Origin of the sequence: Sporolactobacillus sp. STSJ-5 (assembly GCF_024385605.1) — a bacterium.
In the GTDB taxonomy this organism is placed as follows: Bacteria; Bacillota; Bacilli; order Bacillales; family Sporolactobacillaceae; genus Sporolactobacillus.
The window spans coordinates 74,218-97,095 of sequence record NZ_JANFOJ010000001.1 but is presented as its reverse complement, the minus strand read 5'-3'; the positions used below and the strand labels follow the sequence as shown (position 1 = coordinate 97,095).

The following is a 22,878-nucleotide window of genomic DNA, read 5'->3' as shown; positions in this document are numbered from 1 at the left end:
AGGAGTTTTACGTTCAGACTGAGATAAATTCAGACCTTGGCAGGAGACAGATACCATTCAGCAGTCTGGCGAAACGGATCAAAGTAAAAGATAAAATAAGGTTATTGATAAGAAATGCTTAGGGGGGCAATGAAATGATCCGTTTTCATATTCATAAATTGGCTGTAACTCTGGAATGGAAGTCGCTGAAGGTTGATCATGCGGTGAAGGCAGCAAGACATTGTCTGCGTATGGACAAAGCACACGAGATCATTCTGGATCGGCAGTGCGGCGGCACCTTTCTACTCTGAGGATTCTAAATGACCTGCTGGCGATAAAAAAACAGCAAGGAGAGGACGCAGGATGATCTCCTTACTGCTGATTTGATTGATGATTGGATTTATCAATCGGAATTTTTAATTTCAAATTGCATGTAATTTTTCGGTGTTTCATATTCATATATGTCCACGTCTTTAATACGTGAGAAAGGACTTCCCTTTTTTATCGTTTTCACAAATTGCTGAATATCTGATTTTTCACCTTCAGCAGCAATTTCGACACTGCCATCGTCACGATTGCGCACCCAACCGGATATTCGATAAACATTGGCAGTCTGCCACGTGAAATAGCGGAAGCCGACAGCTTGTACTCTTCCCTTGACCATCATGTGTACGCTTTTGATTTCTTCCGGCTCTCCCATCAGGTGCAAGCCTCTTGTTTTATGCGATTCGTTCATCATAATTCCTCGATTCTGATCCTTATTCTGAACTATCCTAGTTTAAGTGTACCATTGAATCGAGTATTCGTGTGTGTGAATGCTCTTTGTTTATTTGTTTTGTGTTGAGTCAATGGTTCGGGTTTCGATAGATTTCGTGGAACAGCTTCATTAACGCACGTTTTTCTATACGTGATACATAGCTGCGGGAGATCGCTAATTTTTTTGCAATTTCCCTTTGCGTCAGTTCATCCTGGTTATTAAGTCCAAATCGATCAATGATGACTTCGCGTTCACGAGGATCGAGAATATGCAAAGCCCCATAGATCTTTTTCGTTTCAAGATTAAGTGATATTTCATCAACAACATCTTTATTTCTGGATTTCAAAATATCAATTAAGCTGATTGTGTTTCCTTCCTTGTCTTGCCCAATCGGATCATTTAACGATACATCTTTTTTCGTCTTCTTTAATCCTCGAAGATGCATGAGTATCTGATTTTCGATACAGCGGGCGGCATATGTTGCCAATTTGGTTCCTTTACCGCTTGAATAGCTATTGATGGCTTTTATTAATCCAATCGAACCAATGGATATCAAGTCATCTGTGTCTTCTTTGGTATTATCAAATTTTTTTACAATATGTGCGACAAGCCGTAGATTGTGCTCAATCAGCTTATTGCGTGCCTCCTCATCACCTTGGGCCATCAGCTCAAGGCATTTGGCCTCCTCTTCCTCAGAAAGCGGTTGTGGAAAGGCATTGTTTTTTACATAAGATACGAGCAACCAGACATTCTTAAATAAATAGGCAACGCCACCGACAATTGACAGCATGACTTTTCACTCCTCCGGGAGATGTGATTTTTCTTCGCTGTCTTTTAGTCTATGGGCAGTTGCCATGTCCTGTGTCTGTCCGACTGGAAAAAAGGCCAAAGGAATTTTTCATTTCGTTAATAAATATGGGGCCATATTAAAAGATTGTGCAGATTATGGCTATCACGAGCTCAGCTTGTCTGCTTCGTATGTTTGCTCAAGCTGCGGCGATCGATCTCTGCCTCAATTAATTGAATAAAATCCTCGCTTAATTTATATTGCTTTGCCTTTGTATAAGATTCGATAAGTAAAGCATCAGAAAGTTTGTCCATTGTCAACCGTTACCGGTTTCTCATCTCCTTTCCGTTCGACCATTAGTCTCATAAGATTTAACTCAAATCATTGATAAATAAGGGATTATGTTTCGGTATTGATTGTCGGTTATCAAATGACCGAGATCAACAGCTCACCGCAAACTTAATCTGTATGTCAACCGTTACCAGATCATTTGATGGCTTTAATGAGTCGATTAAAATTCATAAGTTCACTCTAACATGTTCCTTGTTCCGTAACAATTCGATCTTTATCCACAACAATAGTGGATAAGCTGTGCATTTCGTGTGGGTAACATGATGAAAATGTAGGCATTAGTCGGTGAATAATGTGGACAAAATTATCCACAAAATAATTGTTGTCAGCTTTTGTCGAAATATTTAGGATCTAATTTGCCGATGTTAGTCATAGAATGATCAATTATCCTATTTTTATTAGAATAATATTCCAAATGATAAGTGAGTGAATGGAAAACACATGAATAAGTTGCTTATGAATGGAACATTTATGATTTAGGACTTGGTAAAATCGGCAACTTGTGGGAAAATGAGATCAGAATATGAGGTGGCTAATTCAGTGTTGAGAAAATTTTTGCCTGAGGAACATGTAGAAACAATTTTAGATATCAAGCCGGATAAGCTGAAACAAAGAGGAATCAAAGCACTAGTCACGGATCTGGACAATACACTTATTGCCTGGAATGAAAGCGACGTAACTCCGCAACTGGTACGTTGGTTTTCATCACTGGAAAAAGCGGGAATTTCGGTTATGATTCTGTCAAACAATAGTGAGAAACGGGTCAAGCTGTTCTCAAATTCCGCCGGCGTTTCGTATATTTACAGGGCGCGAAAACCGCTTCCTTTTGCATTCAGACGCGCGATGAAAATCATGAATGTGACAAGAGACCAGATGGTTGTTGTCGGGGATCAATTGATGACGGATGTTTGGGGCGGCAATCAAGTGGGTGCACACACAATTTTAGTAACGCCTATTGCTTCTACTGATGGTTGGGCAACCAAAATGAATCGTCATTTGGAGCGCTTTATTTTTTCGCTAATGAGGCGCAAAGGCTGGCTCAAATGGGAGGAATGAGACGTGAGTGAACTTTTTTGTGCAGGTTGCGGTGTGAAGATTCAAACAACAGAGCCAAATGAACTCGGCTATGCACCGAGCAGTGCACTTCAGCATGAACCAGTTGTCTGTCAGCGCTGCTTTCGGTTAACTCATTATAATGAAATTCAAGATGTTTCATTGAATGGAGACGACTTTTTGAACATGCTTTCTCGCATTGCTGAGAAGGATGCACTTGTCGTTTATTTGGTTGATCTCTTCGATATTGCCGGAAGCTGGGTCACTGGTCTGCAGCGCTTTGTCGGCCATAATCCGGTACTTCTTGTCGGAAATAAGCATGATTTATTTCCAAAATCAACGAATCCGAATAAATTAACCAGCTGGATGCGGCGTTCTGCGCATGAGCAAGGATTAAAGCCGGTGGATGTACTTTTAATGAGCGCAGGAAAGAATCATGGACTGGACGAAGTCGCTTCAAACATTGACTACTATCGCAACGGGCGTGACGTTTACGTTGTCGGTGCGACAAATGTAGGCAAGTCGACTTTTATTAATCACTTGATTCAAAATCTTGGTTCCGGGGATTCGGCGATTACGACATCGAGATTTCCTGGAACAACCTTGGACTTTATAGAGATTCCGCTGGATGACGGCTGCAGTCTCTACGATACCCCTGGAGTTGTTAACGATCATCAAGTCGCACATTTTGTGGACGCGCGTGATTATAAGAATGTGATGCCGGCTAAAGAAGTGAAGCCGAAGGTCTATCAGCTCAACGAAAATCAGACCCTATTCCTAGGCGGCATTGCGCGTATTGATTACATTGCTCCGGGCAGAAGATCTCTGATTGTCTATTGCGCCGGTTCACTTCCTATCCATCGGACAAAGACAGAGCAAGCAGATGATTTATATGAAAGACAATTTGGACATCTGCTGGCTCCGCCTAGTGAGGGAACAGAGCTTCCAGCCATGACACGTTATGATTTTCGTACCGACGACTTTGATTCCGATGTCGTTTTTTCCGGACTAGGGTGGATTACGATTAAGGGCAAAGGAGCCAGAGTCTCTGCCTACGCTCCGAAAGGGATTGGCGTATCCTTGCGTGAGTCGGTCATAAAGGGGTAAGTGAACATGAATGATACGTATGGTCTGATCGGAGCACCGGTTGCGCACAGCCTTTCACCGGCCATGCATAACTATTGGTTCAAGCAATATGATATTTCCGCGCATTATCAGACACATTTGGTTGAACTGGAAAACTTGGATCAGGCGGTTTCTCGACTAAAAAAATCAGGTGTTAAGGGATTTAACGTCACATACCCGTTAAAAACAGCGATTCTGCCTCTGCTTGACACTGTGGATGAGGCTGCCAAGGAGATCGGGGCGGTGAACACCGTTGTTTGCTCAGATGATCGGCTAATCGGGTATAATACAGATGGAGCCGGTTTTCTTGAGGGATTGAAACAGCACTTTCCGGAATTGTCCGGTCAGCATCCGTCCATTCTCATAATTGGTGCTGGAGGAGCTGCACGGTCAGTCGCTTTGACACTAGCAAGGGCAATCGGCACGCGTGTTGATATCGCTAATCGAACATTTGATAAGGCGGTTAAGCTGAGCACTGCGTGTAGCGTATATGCGCAATCCGTGCCGCTGACCTTTAAACAGGCTGAGCTGCAACTGGATCGCTATAAAGTGGTGATCAATACAACACCGATTGGTTTCGATATACATGAGAATCATCCGTTCATTTGCTTAGATGGAGTACGAAGCGATACGCTTTTCACGGATCTCATCTATCAGCCGAGAAGGACAGCGTTTCTTCAAGATGCAGAACACCGCGGCTACCCTGTGATGAACGGCTTGCCAATGCTGGTCTATCAAGGTGCACTTGCCTTTGAAAAATGGAACGGATTCGTCCCTGAGACGAAAAAAATGGAAGAACATCTCATTCATAAGTATTTGAACTGAGTGAATAATGGAGGAATAAAAAAAGTATGCTGAGCAATAGTCAACGAAAGTTTTTAAAAAAGCTTGCCCACCCGCTTAAACCGATTTTTCAAGTTGGGAAAACTGGTGTACATGATCAATTCATAGATGAAATTGATCATGTACTTGAGAAACGCGAACTCATTAAAGTACAATTTTTGCAAAATACATTTGAAGATCCTGCTGAAGCAGGCAGCGAAATAAGCCAGCGCACCGATTCAGAACTTGTTCAGGTGATCGGCCATACGGCGGTTCTTTATCGGCCGTCTAAAGAGCACAAGCGGATCGACATTCCGAACAAGTAGGATGCCGCCCAGATGAATAAAAGAATTGGTATATTCGGCGGCACATTCGATCCGCCGCATCTAATGCACTTATTGATTGCCGAGGAGGCACTCGAAGCATGCGAACTGGATCAGGTTTGGTTTTTACCAAGCTATCAACCGCCGCATGTTCATGAGAAAAAGGCGCGTGCCAGTGCTAAGCAGCGGGCAGATATGGTGCGGCTGTCAATCATGGATAACGAACAATTTGCTGTTTGCACAGCAGAACTTGAGCGAAAGGGAAAGTCTTATACCGTGGATACATTTCGCGGTTTGAAGAAAACTTATCCTGATGATGATTTTTACTTCATTCTCGGTGCAGATATGGTGGATGATCTTCCGACGTGGCATCAAGTTGATGAATTGTGCAGACTGACCTCTTTTATTGCTTTTAAGCGGCCAGGCTATCCTGAGGCCCATCCTGATTTTGCCGATGTACACTACATTGATATGCCGAAAGTGGACTTATCCTCGAGTTTCTTACGCGAACGATTGAAGTCAGGGCGGTCATGCCGCTACTTTATTAAGGATGCAGTCATAAACTACATAAAGGAGCGAGGACTTTATGAAGATTGATGAGGCAAAGAAGACAATTAAAGAGATTCTTCCCGAAAAACGCTATATACATTCCGTTGGTGTTTCGCAAACAGCAGGAGAACTTGCAAAAAAATACGGCGGTGATGAGGAGAAAGCGCGTTTAGCCGGAATGTTGCACGACATTGTCAAATATTTCTCGGATGATGAATTGAAATCAATGATTTTGCGCAAACCAGGAACGTGGAGCGATTGTCTCAAGTATTCGGACAAATTGTGGCACGCGCCAGCCGGAGCCATTTATGTACAAGAACAGTATGGCGTTAACGATTCCGATCTTTTAAATGCGATGATTTATCATACGACGGGGCGCAAGCAGATGACCCTTTTGGAGAAAATTATCTTTCTGGCCGATTACATTGAACCGAATCGTGATTTTCCAGGAGTCGATGAGGTTAGGGAAGCTGCAAAACAAGACTTGGATCATGCTGTTCTCCTGGAATTACAGAAGACCATTACACATCTACTGAGTAAACAGCAAAGTGTCTATCCGAAGACCTTTGAAGCATATAATGATCTCGTACAGGAACAAATAAACTAAAAATCAATGAGGTGACTGAATGAATAGTGAAGAATGGGTTAAATATCTCGCGGAAACAGCGGATGACAAAAAGGCTCAGGATCTTGTCATTTTAAAAATGCAGGGAATCTCAATTATGGCGGATTACTTTATTATCTGTCATGGTGATTCTGACAAACAAGTACAAGCCATTTCAATGGCGCTTCGAAAAGCTGCACTGGAAAACGGCATTGAGGTTCACCGAATGGAGGGTTATGATCAGGCTCGATGGGTACTGATTGATCTTGGTGACGTCATTGCTCATGTCTTCCATAGAGATGAACGCGATTACTATCAATTGGAAAAATTATGGGGAGACGCCCCGTTATATACATTAGAAAAAAAGCCTTCGTAAACTAAAATTAACGTGGAGATACTGTCTCCACATTTTCTTTTACATAATTATTTAAAGAAGCATGTTGTTCAAAGCTAAAATGACCACATGAATTGGAATGAGGAGGAGAGCATTGAAAGCGATACTGCTCGGCGTGTCTGCTGCTTTTTTCTTCGCAGCCGCCTTTATTTTCAACCATTCGATGGAGCTGTCCGGGGGAAGCTGGATATGGAGCGGCGCCTTGCGTTATTTTTTCATGCTTCCATTCCTTGCACTGCTTGTCCTTTTGCGCGGCAACTTTATGCAAGTGCTGCGTGAGATGAAATCAGATTGGGTGCGCTGGGTCGTATGGAGCTCTGTTGGTTTTGGTATGTTTTATGCACCGCTTTGTTTTTCGGCAAGCTTTGCGCCAGGATGGCTGATCGCCGGAACCTGGCAGTTTACGATTATTGCCGGTTCTTTGCTTGCTCCTTTGTTTTATGAGACGGTACAGACGACAGCAGGAGTGATCCGTGTAAGAGGACGCATTCCGATTAAAGGTCTTTTTTTGTCTCTGATTATTTTAATTGGTATTATGCTTCTTCAAGTGGAGCAGACGAGCGGTCTTTCTGCAAGTACTGCGCTTTTGGCTGTTGTTCCGGTTGTCATTGCTGCTTTTGCTTATCCTCTTGGCAATCGAAAAATGATGGATGTGTGCGGCGATCGGCTTGATACTTATCAGCGTGTTTTCGGTATGACACTGGCGAGCATGCCGTTTTGGCTGATCCTTGCGGTATATGGCGCGGTATCAGTTGGCAGACCAAGCCAAACTCAAGTTATTCAATCATTAATTGTTGCGATCAGTTCAGGAGTTATCGCGACGATCCTTTTCTTTTCAGCAACTGATCTTGTACGCGGGAACATGCAGCAATTAGCGGCCGTTGAAGCGACACAATCAATGGAGGTATTGTTTACCGTACTCGGTGAACTTGTCCTTTTATCAGCACCTTTGCCGTCGCTTATTTCATGGCTTGGTATGCTGGTTATTATGGCAGGTATGATCCTGCACAGCCTATTTTCAAGGCCTTCGGATGTGCCGATGCAGGCGGCAGAGGCACATGAATAAACGAAAAGATCTGAACCGATCATTCATCGCTGAACGTTGGTTTGGATCTTTTTTGCTGTGACTGCTGATGAATCAAAGAGCTGCTCAAAAGTACGGAACATGTTGGCCTAACTTAATTTTTTTTAAAAGAAGGAAATGTGATCGCAGTGGAGAAGTAATTATTATTGGTCTCAAGTTAGCTCTTCTCTCCCTCAAATGTTTCATTCACTGCTGCTTTATCTTCAATAAATTTTTTCTGCGTTTCTGTGAACAGCTTTTCAAAAACATCCTGATACCCTTGTTCTAAAATATCTAAGCCAACACCCGTTACACCACCTTTTACCGTCACTTTTTTCTGCAATTCTTCAAGCGTATAGGTTTGCTCCTCAAAAAGTTTGCCCAGCCCTTCAATCATTTCTGTCGTTAGCTGCGTCGCCTGCTTTCTGGAGAGTGATGTCGCACTTACGGCTCCGTCGATCATTTTTTGCAGTAAAAAAGAAAGAAACGCAGGTCCGCAGCTGGACAGGTCTGAAGCAGCTCGTATATTCTCTTCATCAATTTCGATCGGATGAGAAAATTGAGAGAGAATAGCCCAAAGTTTGTTTTTCGAAAGATCGGTCATACTTGATCCGAACGTGACAAGTGAACTGCCCGAAAGGCTTTGATTGACAATGCTGGGAATAACACGTGCTACTTGGCAGGGAATCATCTGTTCGAGCTGATTCACGGAAATCGGGCTCGTGATTGAGACGGCGATCTGACCCGGATGCCAAGATCCGCGTAATGATTCCAGTAAGGTGTAAAACTGGCCGGGTTTTACACAAAGGAACACAATATCTGCATTTTGGAGAACGTTAATTGGCGATTCGCTGACCGACAATCGGTGGTGCTTTTCTGCCAGATCTAAGGCTTTCTTTTTTGTTCGATTCATCACGGTAATAAATTTAGGCTTTATCGCCTTGCTTTTTACCAGCGCGTCGACAAGCAGCGCGCCCATATTCCCTGTTCCAATCATGCCGATCCTCATTTTTCTCCACCCCAATATCTCTTCAGTGTATCCTTATTGAACCTATGTATTGAGCCGACGGAATATGACTGACACCAACTATAACTGGGAGGAATTGGTTTGAGTATACGATGGATGAAAAAGAAAATAGGACTGATCGTCTTAGCCGTTGCGGTACTGCTTGTACTTTGGTTTTTTTACCAGCACCAAGCAAAAAACGAAACTGAAGCGGAGCTAGAGAAAAGCGAACAATTATTATCCGGATCGGCGGATTCAAAGAGTCAGGCCGTCGAAAAAACCAAGCAAGAGCCTGAACGGGTTGAAGAATTCATTATTGATGTAAAAGGGGCAGTGCGCGAACCAGGCATCTACCATGTCCAAACGACGGACCGAGTGATCGATGCAATTGAGCAGGCAGGAGGATTCAGTAAGCAGGCGGACCGTGACAAAGTTAATCTGGCTCAGAAGCTCACTGACGAGATGGTCATTTATGTTCCGAAGCAAGGAGAAAAAGAGCCGAATGTCTTGGTGGAATCGACCGGGAATGTGACGGAAAAGCAGGAAAGCGGGGAAATGGTTCATGTGAATACAGCTGATGAACAGACGATGCAGAATCTCCCGGGAGTGGGACCAGCAAAAGCTAAAGCAATTATTCACTATCGCGAGGAACATGGTCCTTTTAAGAGTGTTGATGAATTGACCAATGTTTCCGGTATTGGCGACAAGTCGCTTGAAAAAATGAAACCGAATATATCGCTTCAATGAACAAACATTTGATAAATGTCTCAGCGGAGAATGGGCAGATTCTGATACAATAGGGACAGGCTATTAATTCAGGAGGATGTTAACGGATGGAGAGACTTTCTTGGGATCAATATTTTATGGCACAAAGCCATTTGCTTGCGTCGCGGAGTACATGCACGAGGCTGGTTGTCGGAGCGACCATTGTACGCGACAAGAGAATTATTGCCGGCGGTTATAATGGCTCGATTGCCGGCGGCGCGCATTGTACGGATGAGGGATGTTATATGATCGACGGGCATTGTGCACGTACCATTCACGCGGAAATGAACGCGATTTTACAGTGCGCGAAATTCGGTGAACGGACAGAAGATGCGGAAATTTATGTGACGCATTATCCATGTGTCCAGTGCTGTAAAGCGATTATTCAAGCAGGAATAAAAAGCGTTTACTTTGCAAAGGATTACAAAAATCATCCTTATGCGAAGGAACTGTTTGAGGCAGCTCATGTAACGGTTAAAAAAGTGCCTTTTGACAATTTTATTGAACTGAAGGTGGCAAAGAAAGAAGAAATCCGATGATCGGAGGGATCTGACTTTGTTCAGTGTTGAACTTTATATCGTAATCTTGAGAAAGCTGGGTCGAGATGCCGGTTTCCGGTAAATGGCATTTACTTGCGGTGTCGGGATGTCTGGCAGCATGGACATTTCTAAGTGCGAATCCAATCGTTCCAGCAGCTCTGTTTATCGCATATGAACTTTACCTAATTGCTTTGAGAAAGTATCAACTTTTCGGTATTCTTCTGCTCATCTTTTTGATCATAAAAATTGATCTCGTCTTTTTTCAAAAGAATGATACCGTTTTGTCGGATCGCCAGCAAGTTTTGCATGGCAGGATTACTGACCTTCCTCAATTTGATGGTGATCGCCTTCATTTCAAGATGAAGACGAATCAAGGCGAGTCTATTATGGTTGATGTAAGGCTTGCGACGAAGGAACAAAAGCGTTTATTGATACGTGAATTGAAAACCGGCATGAAGTGCCGAGTGACGGGAAAACTTGAAAGACCTGAACAGCCCAGTAATTTTCATGCCTTTAATCAGCGTTTGTACCTTGAGAGGCATCACATTTTTTGGCGGATGAAGGCTGCTCAGATTCCCAGCTACAGTGATACTGATCTGTCGATTCTCGATTGGCTTCGACGCATTCGTCAAAATCAGGTCACATTTATTTCTGCACACTTTACATCAACAACTGCAGAGATGATGAATGCCTTGCTGCTGGGAACAGATGATCAGATGGATGCCGATTTGTCGGATGCTTATAGGATGTTTGGTCTCGTTCATCTGCTTGTTGTTTCAGGTATGCATGTCGCCGTGGTGTTCGGCACTTTATTCTATCTGCTCAGGCGAATAGGCATGGTACGCGAACATGCTTCATTGCTGATTCTTATACTGCTTCCCATGTATGTTGTGATCACAGGTGCTGAGCCGTCAATCGTGCGTTCCGGAATAACGGCTGGCTGTGTACTGCTTTTCACATTAATGAAGAAGCGGAAACTGCCCGTTTCCGACTCGATCTCCATTGCATGTTTGCTGATGGTTTTCTATGATCCAAGGGTCGTGTATGATTTAGGCTTTCAGCTTTCTTTCACAGTTACCTTTGTCGTTTTAATTGCCGGTCCAATGGTTATCCGATCGTATCAATCGCCTATGCTGCGCATGATTGTTCTCTCGTTGATTTGCGAACTCGCGACTTTTCCGATTATTGTGCCGAACTTCTATCAGCTTTCTCTTGCGGGCATTCTGCTCAGCATCTTTTTCGTTCCATTCATTACCTTTGTTATTTTGCCTCTCTGTGCCGTTGGTTATTTCATCACATTATTGTTCTCCGATCTTTCCGGATTTTTTTCATATACTGTAGATACTCTTCTTTTTGTTCCTCACCAATTTTTACTCTATTTGTCACGTCATATGCCTATGCAATTAACCTATGGCGCATTATCCGGCTGGCAAATCGGAATATCCGTGGTTTTAATTTTCATATCCCTCATTGTCTGGGAGTATTTTCGCTCGATTCAATCGGTTTTCGCACTGCTTGTTCCATTTTTTCTTATTTATGGAATGGTATGGACTACCGATCAGCTGGATACCCGCGGTTCCGTCACCTTTCTTGATGTCGGGCAAGGGGATAGTATTTTGATTCGATTGCCTCATAACGGAGGCAATGTACTGATTGATACCGGAGGAACGATTGAATTTGGACAAGAAAAATGGCGTGAGCGCAACCGACCGTTCGAAGTCGGAAGAGATGTCGTTTTGCGCGAACTGCTCGCTTTGAGAGCCACTCACCTTGAGGCTCTCGTATTAACACATCGCGATGCCGACCATGTCGAAGGATTGAAAGGAATCGCTGGGAAAATAGCGATTCATCAATTGCTGATCAGTCCGTATCATAATCCAAACGCCAAGGATCGTGCCCTTTTCGAATTGATGGTACATGATGGGACGACGATTAATGATCTTCATTCGGGTATGACAATGAAAATGGGGAATGCCGCGTTTCATGTGCTTTCGCCAAGTAGACAATCAAAGGAGAGCAATGATAATTCAGTTGTTTTTCATGTAACGTTAGGAGGCAAGGAGTGGATATTTACCGGTGACCTAAGCCAAACTGGTGAAAAAGAGCTGCTTGAACGTTATCCGCATATAGATGCTGATGTGCTCAAGCTCGGTCATCATGGCAGCCGAACGTCGACATCTGAGGAATGGCTCACTCATCTTAGTCCGACGGTCGGAATTATTTCAAGCGGAAAAGGGAATCGTTATGGACATCCTCACCAAGAGGTCATTGAGAAGCTGAGTGAACACAGTGTCCGTGTACTGCGTACAGATCAATTGGGGGCAATCCGGTTCTGGTTTAATCAACAACAAGTGATCATTTGGGAACATGCCGGTTCACCATAATTTACCCTGATTACCACCTTTTTTATTTGAAAGTTGTCCGCTGTCACCTATACTTTTTTCGCTCATAGGATAACCTAGAGAGAGTAATGTATATCGCCTGACAAGCGTTGTCCTAGGTTTCGTTTGTCGGCGTTCATATATATTTAGAAAGCGGCTTTCAGCCGCTTTCTTTTTACGTTCGGAAAGAAAACAATGCGTATCGCGGTCTTTCAATCAAAGGTCGTGTAAAAGAAGAAGCTTGTCAATAGGGCAACCGGACGGTAAAGTAAAGATATGCGAGCGTCACTTCTCAAGCTCCGGATAATTCGCAGACAAAGGATGATTACATAGATGGCAGTGCCTAAATCAGCAAACTTATCAATCAGCAAGCCCCTTGCACCGGTATATCTGTTGTTCGGGACACAGGATTTTCTCATCCAATTGATGAAGAGCAACATTACAAAAGAGGCACTAAACGACGAGGAACGTGATTTCAACTATTCAAGATATGATATGACTGAGGTCCCGCTTGAACATGCAGTAGAAGATGCGGAAACGATTCCGTTTTTCGGCGAAAAGAAAGTCGTAATCATGGATAATGCCTACTTTTTGACCGGTGAACGAACAAAAACGAAGATGGAACAAAAAATTGACCGTTTGGAACAATACATGGAACATCCCGCTGAAAGTACGGTGTTGATGGTTATCGCCCCTTATGAAAAATTGGACCGGCGAAAAAAAATTGTAAAGAAGCTTGAAAAAACAGCAGTTGTTTATGAACTGTCTCACTTAACGGATACGACGCTCTTCGCCATTCTTGAAAATGTTGCCGCTCAACATGGTGCAAGGTATACGAAGGCAGGACATGAACAGTTAATGGCTGCGATTGGTCCGCACCTTGGCCAGCTTGCTAATGAGGTTGGCAAATGCGCGCTTTATTGCGGAGCAGATCGACCGATTGATGCACAGGTGGTTGAGGAGATTGGGTCAAAATCTCTTGAAACAAATGTCTTTCTGCTTGTAAATCAAGTCATGCATAGAAAAACGGCCGAAGCATTGCAATTGCTTCATGAGCTTGTGCGAATGAAAGAGGAACCCTTGAAGCTTCTTGCCCTTTTGGAGCGGCAGTTTCGTATTGTCTATCAGGCAGGATATTATCAGAAAGCAGGTTATACTCAGAATAATATTGCTGGTAAAATTGGTGTTCATCCCTACGCAGTAAAATTGGCATTGGAGCAGACACGGCTTTTTGATGCCCTAGTGCTGCAGCATGCGCTCGAAAAATGCTCGGAAACGGACTTTAAGATCAAGACAGGACAAGCAGATAAAGTGCTGGCGCTTGAGCTGTTAATCGTCGATATCTCTACGAAAACAGCTTAATAAACAACAAAAACGGCCTGCTTTTTCAAGCAAGCCGTTTTAATAAATAAAGAGACAGAAGAATTGGCGCAGGTGCACCTGCGCCAATTCTTCTGTCTGCACTAAAGTCTTGCTGAGCAAGAGTTTTAATAATCAGGCGTCTAAACCGTTCAATTTCTTGGACAGTCTTGATTTTTCATGAGCAGCTTTATTTTTATGGATCAAGCCTTTAGTTGCTGCTTTGTCGACCTTCTTCGTTGCAGCAACAAAAGCGACCTTTGCGCCTTCAACATCTTTTTCTTCAATCTTAGTGTTGAATGATTTAATCGCTGTGCGCATTGCGGATCTGTACTGCACATTGTGCTGACGGTTCGCTTCGCTCGTTTTTACACGTTTAATTGCTGATTTAATATTTGGCATTCGATTCACCTCCAAATCATGAATTCCCGGTCATCATACTAACTCCGCCGAAATAATCACGTTCCTATATAAATAAACGATAGGCTGATAAAGCCTCTATTCCTATGAGCAGAGATTCATTCTGACAAACTGTATTGTATCAAAGGCTACAGCCTTTTGCAATGAATGAATGAAAAAAGCACAAATGAACATCCTTTTAAAAGATATTAAATGTCGATCTACGCGACTTCATCATCTGCTCGTTGATTTTAGCAAAAGTAAAGGAGACTTTAACCTATGGGTAATTTGGACGTCAAACAGTTTGCGGTCCGTACTGACCTTGCGATTGAAGAAAGCGAGAAGAGACCGGCAATACAAGGTCTGCACAGCGAAGAAAATAAGGAATCCGGTATAAAAATCACCTCGATGACTATTGATCGGCAGGCTGCTGCGGCAATGAATAAAAAACCGGGAACTTACTTGACCTTTGAGGCCCAGGAGCTTCGCTCGGCGGATACGGAAATTGAGGGTAAGATGGAGCGAGTGTTCGCTAAGTATTTTGCTCAATTTCTGAAGCAGTTGTCTATCGCGGACGATGCAAGCTGCCTCCTTGTCGGCTTAGGAAATGGGAAGGTCACCCCTGATGCACTGGGGCCGAGTGTCGTGCAGAATGTCCTTGTTACCAAGCATCTGTTTGATCTTCAGCCGGAAAATGTCCAGCCCGGCTATCGTCCTGTCAGTGCTTTAACTCCTGGGGTAATGGGCGTGACCGGTATCGAGACAAGCGATATTATTCTTGGCGTCATTGAGAAAACAAAACCTGACTTTGTGATCGCAGTTGATGCGTTGGCGGCACGCGCGATTGAGCGGGTAAATACGACGATTCAAGTTGCTGACAGCGGAATTCATCCTGGTTCGGGAGTCGGCAACAATCGTAAAGAATTGAGTATGCAGACTTTAGGAATTCCGGTGATCGCAATTGGCGTACCGACTGTCGTTGATGCGGTAACGATAACGAGCGATTCACTTGATCTGCTTCTTCGCCACTTTGAACGGGAAATGAGCGATACAAAGCCATCTAAGTCGCTTGCGCCTTCTTGGATGTCTTTTGGAGAAAAAGTAGATTACAAAAAATTAAATTTGCCAAGTAAGGAGAAGCGTGCGGCATTCCTTGGCATGGTCGGCACGCTGAGCGAAGAAGAAAAAGCACAATTGATTCGCGAAGCGCTTGGGGCGAGCGGAACTCAGATGATGGTGACACCAAAAGAAGTTGACTTTTTTATTGAAAAAATGGGCAATGTGATCGCTGAAGGATTGAACGCAGCCCTGCATCATCAGGTGAATCAAAAGAATGTTGGACATTTTACACATTAATACATGATTTGCTGCGATCCGGCATAAGATGAAGCAACGAACAAAGGACAAGCCCTAAGGCGAAGGGAGCGGCGAACAAATGAAACGCTTTGTTATTGAATGTTTTGTCGTATTGTTGGTGCTTCTCATATGCGGACTTTACGGTGCGGTAACCGTTCGCGACGCGCAGCAGCCCCAGACGGCTGAAACAACGAGTACGGCTAGCCATGAACAACAAATTGTGATTCCTCAAAATAAATTGGATTCTTTACCAAATCCTGCGAAAAGTGAAGAGGTCAATGGTATCTCTGAACAAAAAGGATATTCGTTGTCCGATAAAGTGCAGCGGTTTTTCTTGTGGGGAGTCAGTGCGCTTGCAGCGTTTGTTGACGGCTTGATCCAAATCTTTGTTTCATGATAATCATCTGCATGCCGAACCGGTCGGGAATCCTGACCGGTTTTTCATTTTATCAGAAGCTTTGCCTCAAGAGAAACTCAGCTGATGTAAGCTTTTGGGTTCTTCATTGAAACGTTCCTTCGGGATTGATATAATCGAGATTAAGTGATGTTTTTTGGAAGCAGGAGGAACAATTATGTCAGAGAAACAAGGAACGCGTCAATCGCGGATCCGTAATTTTTCAATCATCGCTCATATCGATCATGGCAAGTCAACATTGGCCGATCGTATATTGGAAGCGACACAAGCGCTTACGCAAAGAGAAATGAAGGCGCAGACGCTAGACGCGATGGATCTTGAACGTGAACGCGGAATTACAATCAAGCTGAACGCGGTTGAATTAAATTATACAGCGCCAGACGGCGAGACGTACATCTTTCATTTAATCGACACGCCAGGGCATGTCGACTTTTCTTATGAAGTCTCACGAAGCCTTGCCGCATGCGAAGGTGCGCTGCTTGTTGTGGATGCAGCGCAAGGCGTTGAGGCGCAGACCTTGGCGAATGTCTATCTTGCTTTAGAAAACAACCTGGAGATTATCCCGGTTATTAATAAAATTGATCTGCCGAATGCCGACCCTGACCGAGTGAAACAGGAAATAGAAGATGTGATTGGTCTCGATGCATCCGATGCGGTCCTTGCGTCAGCAAAAACCGGGATTGGAACAGATGAAATTCTCGCTCAAATTATTGAAAAAATTCCTGCGCCGGCCGGTGATCCGGATGCGCCGCTTCAAGCGCTGATCTTTGACTCGCTCTATGATGCGTATCGCGGTGTTGTCGTGTATATCCGTGTCGTCGAAGGAACCGTTCGTGTCGGCGATCAAATTAAAATGATGGCGAACGGAAAAACATTCGAGGTACTGGAGGTCGGTGTTTCGACGCCGAAGATTGAAAATCGCGAAGAATTATCCGTTGGAGACGTTGGCTTCCTTACAGCTTCTATAAAGTCCGTTCATGATACGCAAGTGGGCGATACGGTGACGCATGCTGAGCACCCCGCGGACAAGCCACTGCCAGGCTATCGTAAGATGAACCCAATGGTGTACTGCGGACTGTATCCGATTGATACGGCTCGATATGAAGATCTGAGAGAGGCGCTCGGTCGACTTGAATTGAACGACTCCGCGTTGCAGTACGAACCGGAAACATCAGAAGCACTCGGTTTTGGCTTCCGTTGCGGATTTCTCGGATTGCTGCATATGGATATTGTTCAGGAACGATTGGAACGCGAATTCAACATTGATTTGATCGCGACAGCACCAAGTGTTATTTATAATGTTAAATTAACTGATGGCTCTAGTGTACGCGTGGGTAATCCATCGGAAATGCCGGAGCGCAAATACATCGCTGAGGTTGAAGAACCTTATGTCAAGGCAACAATAATGACACCGAATGACTACGTTGGTGCCATTATGGAGCTTTGTCAAAGAAAACGTGGGGAATTCCAAACAATGGAATATCTCGATGCCAATCGAACGAATGTGATTTATGATCTGCCGCTTTCTGAGATTATGTACGACTTTTTTGATATCCTTAAATCAAGCACGAAAGGCTACGCCTCGCTGGATTACGAGATGGACGGCTATCGCGTGAGTGATTTGTTGAAAATGGATATTTTGCTCAACGGTGAAAAAGTGGATGCGCTCTCGGTTGTCGTGCATCAAGAATTCGCTTATGACCGCGGCAAAGCGATTGTTGAAAAGTTGAAAGAATTGATTCCGCGCCAGCAATTTGAAGTGCCGATTCAGGCGGCGATTGGTCAGAAGATCATTTCTCGATCAACGATCAAAGCCCTTCGAAAAAATGTGCTCGCTAAGTGCTACGGCGGCGATGTGTCACGTAAGCGCAAGCTGCTTGAGAAACAAAAAGCAGGCAAGAAACGGATGAAAGCGGTCGGCAGTGTCGAAGTACCGCAGGAAGCGTTCATGTCTGTGTTCCGGATGAGTCATGATGATTAACCGCCAGGTGCGACGCGGGGCATATATCCATATCCCCTTTTGCGACCACATTTGTTATTACTGCGATTTTAATAAGGTGTTTATGAAAAATCAGCCGGTTGACGATTACTTGGACGCACTCGCTTTGGAAATGCGGAGCTATGGAGCGGACGGGCTGCCTGAGACCATCTATATTGGCGGTGGCACACCGACCGCACTTAATGAAAAACAATTTGAACGGCTTTTTATTGATATTAAACACTATTTAATGAGTCCGTCGATTAAAGAATTTACGGTTGAAGCGAATCCGGAGAGCTTAAATGAAGCGAAACTGGAGATTATGAAACGATTTGGTGTCACTCGGCTCAGTGTCGGTGTCCAAACCTTTGACAATCACCTGCTGAAGAAAATCGGCAGGGCGCATGAAGCAAAAGATGCGGAGAATGCAATTCGGCTTGCACAAGAACATGGATTTGATAATATTACACTTGACTTGATGTTTGCACTGCCGGGACAGACTGAAACCGTTCTGCATGAGTCACTGGAACGCGCTTTAAGCCTTGGAACACCGCATATATCGATTTATTCGCTCCAGCTTGAGCCGAAAACTATTTTTTATAATCGAATGAAAAGCGGAAGTCTGAAGCTGCCCGGAGAAGATATTGAAGCCGACATGTACGGTCAAATTATCTTGGAGCTTGAGAAACATGGACTTCATCATTATGAGATCAGTAATTTTGCAAAGCCGGGTTATGAAGGCATTCATAATTCAATGTACTGGCACAATGAAGAATATTACGGTATTGGAGCGGGTGCACATGGGTATTGGAAGGGTGTTCGCTATGCCAATGCCGGCCCGGTGAAAAAGTATATTGAGCATGTTCGTGAACAAGGGAACGCGAGAGTCTCCGAGCATGAAGTAACAGTTACTGAGAAAATGGAGGAAGAAATGTTTCTCGGACTTCGTCTTATGAGAGGCGTCAGTATCGAACACTTCAATGAAAAATTCGGTCGACCGATTGAGCAAATATATGGCAAAGAAATAGAACAATTAAAGGCACAGGGCCTGCTTCATGAGCGGGACGACCGGCTCGCATTGACTCAAAAAGGTGTTTTTTTAGGAAACAATGTTTTTGAAGCCTTTTTAATTTCTTAAGAATGTCCTAAAACATTTGACAAACAGGAACGAAGTTGGTAAATTTTAATGTAGAATTAGCACTCAGGAAGAACGAGTGCTAACAGAGGTGATCCATGAGATGTTAACTGATCGTCAATTGTTTTTGCTGCAATTACTGGTTAATGACTATGTTGTCTCTGCAGAGCCGGTCGGTTCGCGATCCATTGCTAAGAGGGAAGATGTCACATTCAGCCCGGCAACGATCAGAAACGAACTGGCAGATCTGGAAGAGATGGGTTATCTTGAGAAAACACATCTCTCCTCCGGGAGAGTGCCGTCGGAAAAGGGTTATCGTTTTTATGTTGATCATTTGTTGTCGCCGGCCTTGCTTTCCGATGACGAGCTTGGAAATATACGTCATGCCTATCATGAGAGACTTTCCGAGACCGAGGAACTGATTCGTGTGACGGCTAAGATTCTTTCCGAATTCACGAATTACACGGCGATCATGCTTGGTCCCGAACTTTTGGAAATGAAGCTGAAACACATTCAGATGGTTAAGCTCAATCAGAATCAAGCTGTTCTGATTATCGTAACCGATACCGGCCATGTGGAAAATCGAGTCGTTGCAATCCCCAAATCAATCAATGCGGATGATATTGAAAAAATAGTCAACATTTTGAATGACAAGCTGAACATGGTGCCGCTATATCAACTCCAAAGCCGTTTGAATGCTGAGATTTCCGGTGTGCTTCGCGAGCATGTTCGCGATTACAAGCGCGTCATGACTTTGTTGAATAACAGTCTTACGATTAGTGATCCGGAGCAGATTTTTTATAGCGGAAAAAACAATATGCTGGCTCAGCCGGAATTTCAGGATGTTGATAAAATCATACCGCTTCTAGACGTGCTTGAAGGAAAAGAGCTCATTCGCGAATTAATGAGTATGCCGTCCAATGGCTTGCATATTCGCATAGGACGCGAGAATAAACTGAATGGCATTGAGGACTGCAGCTTGATTACGACTACCTATTCGGTCGGAGGCGAGCACCTAGGAACGGTCGCGGTGATCGGCCCGAAACGAATGGCATATCCGCGTGTTATCACACTGATTGACATGGTTTCCAAATTGCTGACCGAGAATCTTAATAAACAAGAGCGGCATGATCGCTAGTTCTTTCATTACTTTCAGGAGGTGAGCCTATGACAGAGCAGGCAAATAAAGAAACAAACAAAACAAACGAAGAAACAGAAGAAATGAAAAAAAAGCAGACTGAGGGTGAAACCGCCGAAGCTGCGGCGGCCAATTCCGCAGGTGATCCGAAAAGTGCTGACGCCGAGAGTACTGACAAAGCCACTCCGGATACTGATGTGCTCTTGAAGAAAATTGCTGAGCAGACAGCGGAAATTGATAAGCTGAAAAAGCAAGCAGACGAAGCGACGAATCAGCGGCTCAGAACGCAAGCAGACTTTGATAATTTTCGTAAACGCACGAGCAAAGAAAAAGCAGATGCACGCAAGTTCAGGGCTCAGGAACTTGTCTCTGATATGCTTGAGACGCTTGATAATTTTCAACGTGCACTTGCAGTCGAAGCTGTGTCTGAAGATGCTCAGGCTTTAAAAAAGGGAATGGAAATGGTTTTGTCGAAATTGGAAAGCGCGCTTAAAAAAGAAGGCGTTGAAGAAATTCCTTCTTTGCATCACCCGTTTGATCCCAACGTACATCAAGCCGTGATGCAGGAAGAAAGCGGCGAGCATGAATCAGGCACAGTTATACAGGTGCTTCAAGCGGGCTATACACTTAATGGCCGAGTGATACGTCCGGCAATGGTGAAGGTCAGCTCTTGATTTAGACGGTTCAAACTTAATGTTTTTTAAATATTAGGAGGAAATGAACATGAGTAAAATTATTGGTATTGACTTAGGAACAACAAACTCTTGTGTGGCAGTTATGGAAGGCGGCGAACCGGTCGTTATTCCTAACCCGGAAGGTGCGCGTACTACTCCTTCTGCTGTTGCTTTTAAGAATGGCGAACGTCAGGTCGGTGAAGTGGCAAAACGCCAAGCAGTAACTAACCCGAATACGATTCTTTCGATCAAACGTCATATGGGTACGGACTATAAGGTTGAGGCGGAAGGTAAAAAATATACACCGCAGGAAATCTCAGCAATTATTCTTCAAAAATTGAAATCAGACGCTGAGGCATATCTTGGCGAAAAAGTAGAAAAGGCAGTTATCACGGTACCGGCTTACTTTAATGACGCTCAACGTCAGGCAACTAAAGATGCCGGTAAGATTGCCGGACTCGAAGTTCTGAGAATTATCAACGAACCAACGGCAGCATCGCTTGCTTATGGTCTTGACAAAGGCGAAGATCAGACGATTCTTGTTTTCGACCTTGGCGGTGGTACGTTTGACGTATCTATTCTTGAACTAGGCGACGGCATTTTCGAAGTTAAAGCAACTGCCGGAAACAACAGACTTGGCGGCGACGATTTCGACGAACGCATTATCAATTATTTAGTCAGTGAATTTAAGAAGGAAACCGGTATTGACCTCTCCGGTGATAAAATGGCGCTGCAACGTTTGAAAGATGCGTCTGAAAAAGCAAAGAAAGAGCTTTCCGGTGTTTCACAGGCTCAAATCTCACTGCCATTTATCTCTGCTGACGCAACCGGTCCGAAACACTTGGAAATGAATCTCTCACGTGCGAAATTCGATGAATTGACTGCAGACCTCGTTGAATCGACGATGGGTCCTGTTCGTCAGGCATTGTCCGACGCAGATATGACGATGGACGATATTCACAAAATCGTTCTCGTCGGTGGATCAACTCGTATTCCTGCTGTTCAAGCAGCAATCAAGAACCTGACAGGCAAGGAACCAAGCAAGGGTGTAAACCCTGACGAGGTTGTTGCCGTCGGAGCGGCAATTCAAGGCGGCGTTCTCACCGGCGATGTTAAGGATGTCGTACTGCTTGACGTTACTCCGCTTTCACTTGGTATTGAAACAATGGGCGGTGTGTTCACGAAATTGATCGATCGCAACACAACGATCCCGACAAGCAAATCGCAAGTGTTCTCAACGGCAGCGGACAACCAGACGGCCGTGGATATCCATGTGCTTCAAGGTGAACGCCAGATGGCCGCGGATAATAAAACGCTTGGACGTTTCCAATTGACTGATATTCCGCCGGCTCCACGCGGCATTCCGCAGATTGAAGTAACGTTCGAAATTGATGCAAACGGTATTGTAAATGTTAAAGCAAAAGACAAAGGTACGAATAAGGAACAATCCATCACGATTCAATCGTCTTCAGGTCTAAGCGACGAAGAAATTGATAAGATGGTTAAGGATGCTGAAGCAAATGCCGATGCAGATAAGCAGCGTAAAGAGGAAGTTGATCTCCGTAATGAAGCAGACCAATTAATTTTTGCGACGGAAAAGACACTGAAAGACCTTGGCGATAAGGTTGATGCTTCTGAGAAATCAAAAGCAGAGGCAGCTAAGGATAAGCTGAAAAAAGCATTGGACGGCAAAGATAATGAAGCAATCAAGGCTGCAAAAGATGAACTGAATGAAATCGTTCAACAGCTCTCTGTTAAGTTGTACCAACAGGCACAGCAAGCACAACAAGCTCAAGGTGCTCAAGGCTCAGCTAGCGGTAAAAAGGACGACGACAATGTTGTTGATGCTGACTACAAAGAAGTCGATGATGAGGACAAAGACAAGAACAAAAAGAACTGATCAGTCATACGCTAGTTATTGATCTG

General features: G+C 44.1%; 24 protein-coding genes and 1 pseudogene. 20 read left to right on the top strand and 5 right to left on the bottom strand.

Annotated elements, in window-relative coordinates; genetic code table 11:
- The first annotated feature begins 134 nt into the window (after positions 1-134).
- Positions 135-290 (top strand): hypothetical protein, encoded by a 156-nt coding sequence (locus NOM01_RS00560; protein ID WP_255745468.1) that lies wholly within the window; start codon positions 135-137, stop codon positions 288-290.
- Between the two features lie 92 nt (positions 291-382).
- Here the strand turns inward: NOM01_RS00560 and NOM01_RS00555 are convergent, their stop codons facing one another.
- The 3 genes from NOM01_RS00555 to sda form a co-directional block, all read right to left on the bottom strand.
- Positions 383-679, bottom strand: coding sequence for an acylphosphatase (locus NOM01_RS00555; protein ID WP_255745466.1), 297 nt, complete (start codon positions 677-679; stop codon positions 383-385).
- 145 nt (positions 680-824) lie between these two features.
- The gene (gene sigK / locus NOM01_RS00550; protein WP_255745463.1) at positions 825-1,526 is read right to left on the bottom strand and encodes an RNA polymerase sporulation sigma factor SigK; all 702 of its coding nucleotides are present in this window, start codon (positions 1,524-1,526) and stop codon (positions 825-827) included.
- A 170-nt stretch (positions 1,527-1,696) separates the two neighbouring features.
- Entirely contained in the window at positions 1,697-1,837 is a 141-nt protein-coding gene (sda, locus tag NOM01_RS00545) for a sporulation histidine kinase inhibitor Sda (protein ID WP_255745992.1), read from the bottom strand.
- Between the two features lie 547 nt (positions 1,838-2,384).
- On the opposite strand from sda, the gene NOM01_RS00540 reads away from it, so the two are divergent.
- From NOM01_RS00540 to NOM01_RS00505, 8 genes are all read left to right on the top strand, one after another.
- Positions 2,385-2,930, top strand: coding sequence for a YqeG family HAD IIIA-type phosphatase (locus NOM01_RS00540; RefSeq protein WP_255745461.1), 546 nt, complete (start codon positions 2,385-2,387; stop codon positions 2,928-2,930).
- A 3-nt stretch (positions 2,931-2,933) separates the two neighbouring features.
- Positions 2,934-4,034: a ribosome biogenesis GTPase YqeH gene (yqeH, locus tag NOM01_RS00535; RefSeq protein ID WP_255745459.1), complete on the top strand. Its 1,101-nt coding sequence runs from the start codon at positions 2,934-2,936 to the stop codon at positions 4,032-4,034.
- Between the two features lie 6 nt (positions 4,035-4,040).
- On the top strand, positions 4,041-4,877 hold the full coding sequence (gene aroE / locus NOM01_RS00530) for a shikimate dehydrogenase (protein WP_255745458.1): 837 nt from the start codon (positions 4,041-4,043) through the stop codon (positions 4,875-4,877).
- Between the two features lie 26 nt (positions 4,878-4,903).
- Positions 4,904-5,200 (top strand): ribosome assembly RNA-binding protein YhbY, encoded by a 297-nt coding sequence (gene yhbY, locus NOM01_RS00525; protein WP_255745456.1) that lies wholly within the window; start codon positions 4,904-4,906, stop codon positions 5,198-5,200.
- 12 nt (positions 5,201-5,212) lie between these two features.
- Positions 5,213-5,794 (top strand): nicotinate-nucleotide adenylyltransferase, encoded by a 582-nt coding sequence (locus NOM01_RS00520; protein ID WP_255745454.1) that lies wholly within the window; start codon positions 5,213-5,215, stop codon positions 5,792-5,794.
- Entirely contained in the window at positions 5,784-6,353 is a 570-nt protein-coding gene (yqeK, locus tag NOM01_RS00515; protein ID WP_255745452.1) for a bis(5'-nucleosyl)-tetraphosphatase (symmetrical) YqeK, read from the top strand. Before NOM01_RS00520 ends, yqeK begins: the two co-directional genes overlap by 11 nt.
- Before the next feature lie 19 nt (positions 6,354-6,372).
- Positions 6,373-6,726, top strand: a complete 354-nt coding sequence (gene rsfS / locus NOM01_RS00510) for a ribosome silencing factor (RefSeq protein ID WP_255745451.1) — start codon at positions 6,373-6,375, stop codon at positions 6,724-6,726.
- 112 nt (positions 6,727-6,838) lie between these two features.
- Positions 6,839-7,810 carry a DMT family transporter gene (locus NOM01_RS00505; RefSeq protein ID WP_255745449.1) on the top strand — a complete coding sequence of 324 codons (972 nt, stop codon included), beginning with the start codon at positions 6,839-6,841 and terminating at the stop codon, positions 7,808-7,810.
- A gap of 175 nt (positions 7,811-7,985) precedes the next feature.
- On the opposite strand, the gene comER is transcribed toward NOM01_RS00505, so the two are convergent.
- Positions 7,986-8,816 (bottom strand): late competence protein ComER, encoded by an 831-nt coding sequence (gene comER, locus NOM01_RS00500; protein ID WP_255745448.1) that lies wholly within the window; start codon positions 8,814-8,816, stop codon positions 7,986-7,988.
- 99 nt (positions 8,817-8,915) lie between these two features.
- On the opposite strand from comER, the gene NOM01_RS00495 reads away from it, so the two are divergent.
- The 4 genes and pseudogenes from NOM01_RS00495 (at position 8,916) to holA (ending at position 13,860) form a co-directional block, all read left to right on the top strand.
- Entirely contained in the window at positions 8,916-9,560 is a 645-nt protein-coding gene (locus NOM01_RS00495) for a helix-hairpin-helix domain-containing protein (protein ID WP_255745447.1), read from the top strand.
- Positions 9,561-9,646: 86 nt separating this feature from the next.
- A pseudogene (locus NOM01_RS00490) lies at positions 9,647-10,108 on the top strand (ComE operon protein 2); the annotation flags it as partial.
- Between the two features lie 74 nt (positions 10,109-10,182).
- Positions 10,183-12,501, top strand: a complete 2,319-nt coding sequence (locus NOM01_RS00485; RefSeq protein ID WP_255745445.1) for a DNA internalization-related competence protein ComEC/Rec2 — start codon at positions 10,183-10,185, stop codon at positions 12,499-12,501.
- A gap of 330 nt (positions 12,502-12,831) precedes the next feature.
- Positions 12,832-13,860, top strand: a complete 1,029-nt coding sequence (gene holA / locus NOM01_RS00480) for a DNA polymerase III subunit delta (RefSeq protein WP_255745444.1) — start codon at positions 12,832-12,834, stop codon at positions 13,858-13,860.
- A 132-nt stretch (positions 13,861-13,992) separates the two neighbouring features.
- On the opposite strand, the gene rpsT is transcribed toward holA, so the two are convergent.
- Positions 13,993-14,259 (bottom strand): 30S ribosomal protein S20, encoded by a 267-nt coding sequence (gene rpsT, locus NOM01_RS00475; RefSeq protein WP_255745443.1) that lies wholly within the window; start codon positions 14,257-14,259, stop codon positions 13,993-13,995.
- Between the two features lie 276 nt (positions 14,260-14,535).
- Between rpsT and gpr the strand changes: the two genes are divergently transcribed.
- The 7 genes from gpr to dnaK all read left to right on the top strand — a co-directional run bounded on the left by gpr (position 14,536) and on the right by dnaK (position 22,852).
- On the top strand, positions 14,536-15,612 hold the full coding sequence (gene gpr, locus NOM01_RS00470; protein WP_255745441.1) for a GPR endopeptidase: 1,077 nt from the start codon (positions 14,536-14,538) through the stop codon (positions 15,610-15,612).
- Between the two features lie 79 nt (positions 15,613-15,691).
- Positions 15,692-16,009, top strand: a complete 318-nt coding sequence (locus NOM01_RS00465) for a hypothetical protein (protein WP_255745440.1) — start codon at positions 15,692-15,694, stop codon at positions 16,007-16,009.
- 175 nt (positions 16,010-16,184) lie between these two features.
- Positions 16,185-18,008, top strand: coding sequence for a translation elongation factor 4 (gene lepA / locus NOM01_RS00460; protein ID WP_255745438.1), 1,824 nt, complete (start codon positions 16,185-16,187; stop codon positions 18,006-18,008).
- On the top strand, positions 18,001-19,143 hold the full coding sequence (hemW, locus tag NOM01_RS00455) for a radical SAM family heme chaperone HemW (RefSeq protein WP_304654706.1): 1,143 nt from the start codon (positions 18,001-18,003) through the stop codon (positions 19,141-19,143). Before lepA ends, hemW begins: the two co-directional genes overlap by 8 nt.
- A gap of 100 nt (positions 19,144-19,243) precedes the next feature.
- Positions 19,244-20,278, top strand: coding sequence for a heat-inducible transcriptional repressor HrcA (hrcA, locus tag NOM01_RS00450; protein ID WP_255745434.1), 1,035 nt, complete (start codon positions 19,244-19,246; stop codon positions 20,276-20,278).
- Positions 20,279-20,307: 29 nt separating this feature from the next.
- On the top strand, positions 20,308-20,952 hold the full coding sequence (gene grpE, locus NOM01_RS00445) for a nucleotide exchange factor GrpE (protein WP_255745432.1): 645 nt from the start codon (positions 20,308-20,310) through the stop codon (positions 20,950-20,952).
- A gap of 49 nt (positions 20,953-21,001) precedes the next feature.
- Complete coding sequence (dnaK, locus tag NOM01_RS00440) at positions 21,002-22,852, top strand: molecular chaperone DnaK (RefSeq protein ID WP_255745430.1); 1,851 nt, start codon at positions 21,002-21,004, stop codon at positions 22,850-22,852.
- The last annotated feature ends 26 nt before the right edge of the window (positions 22,853-22,878 follow it).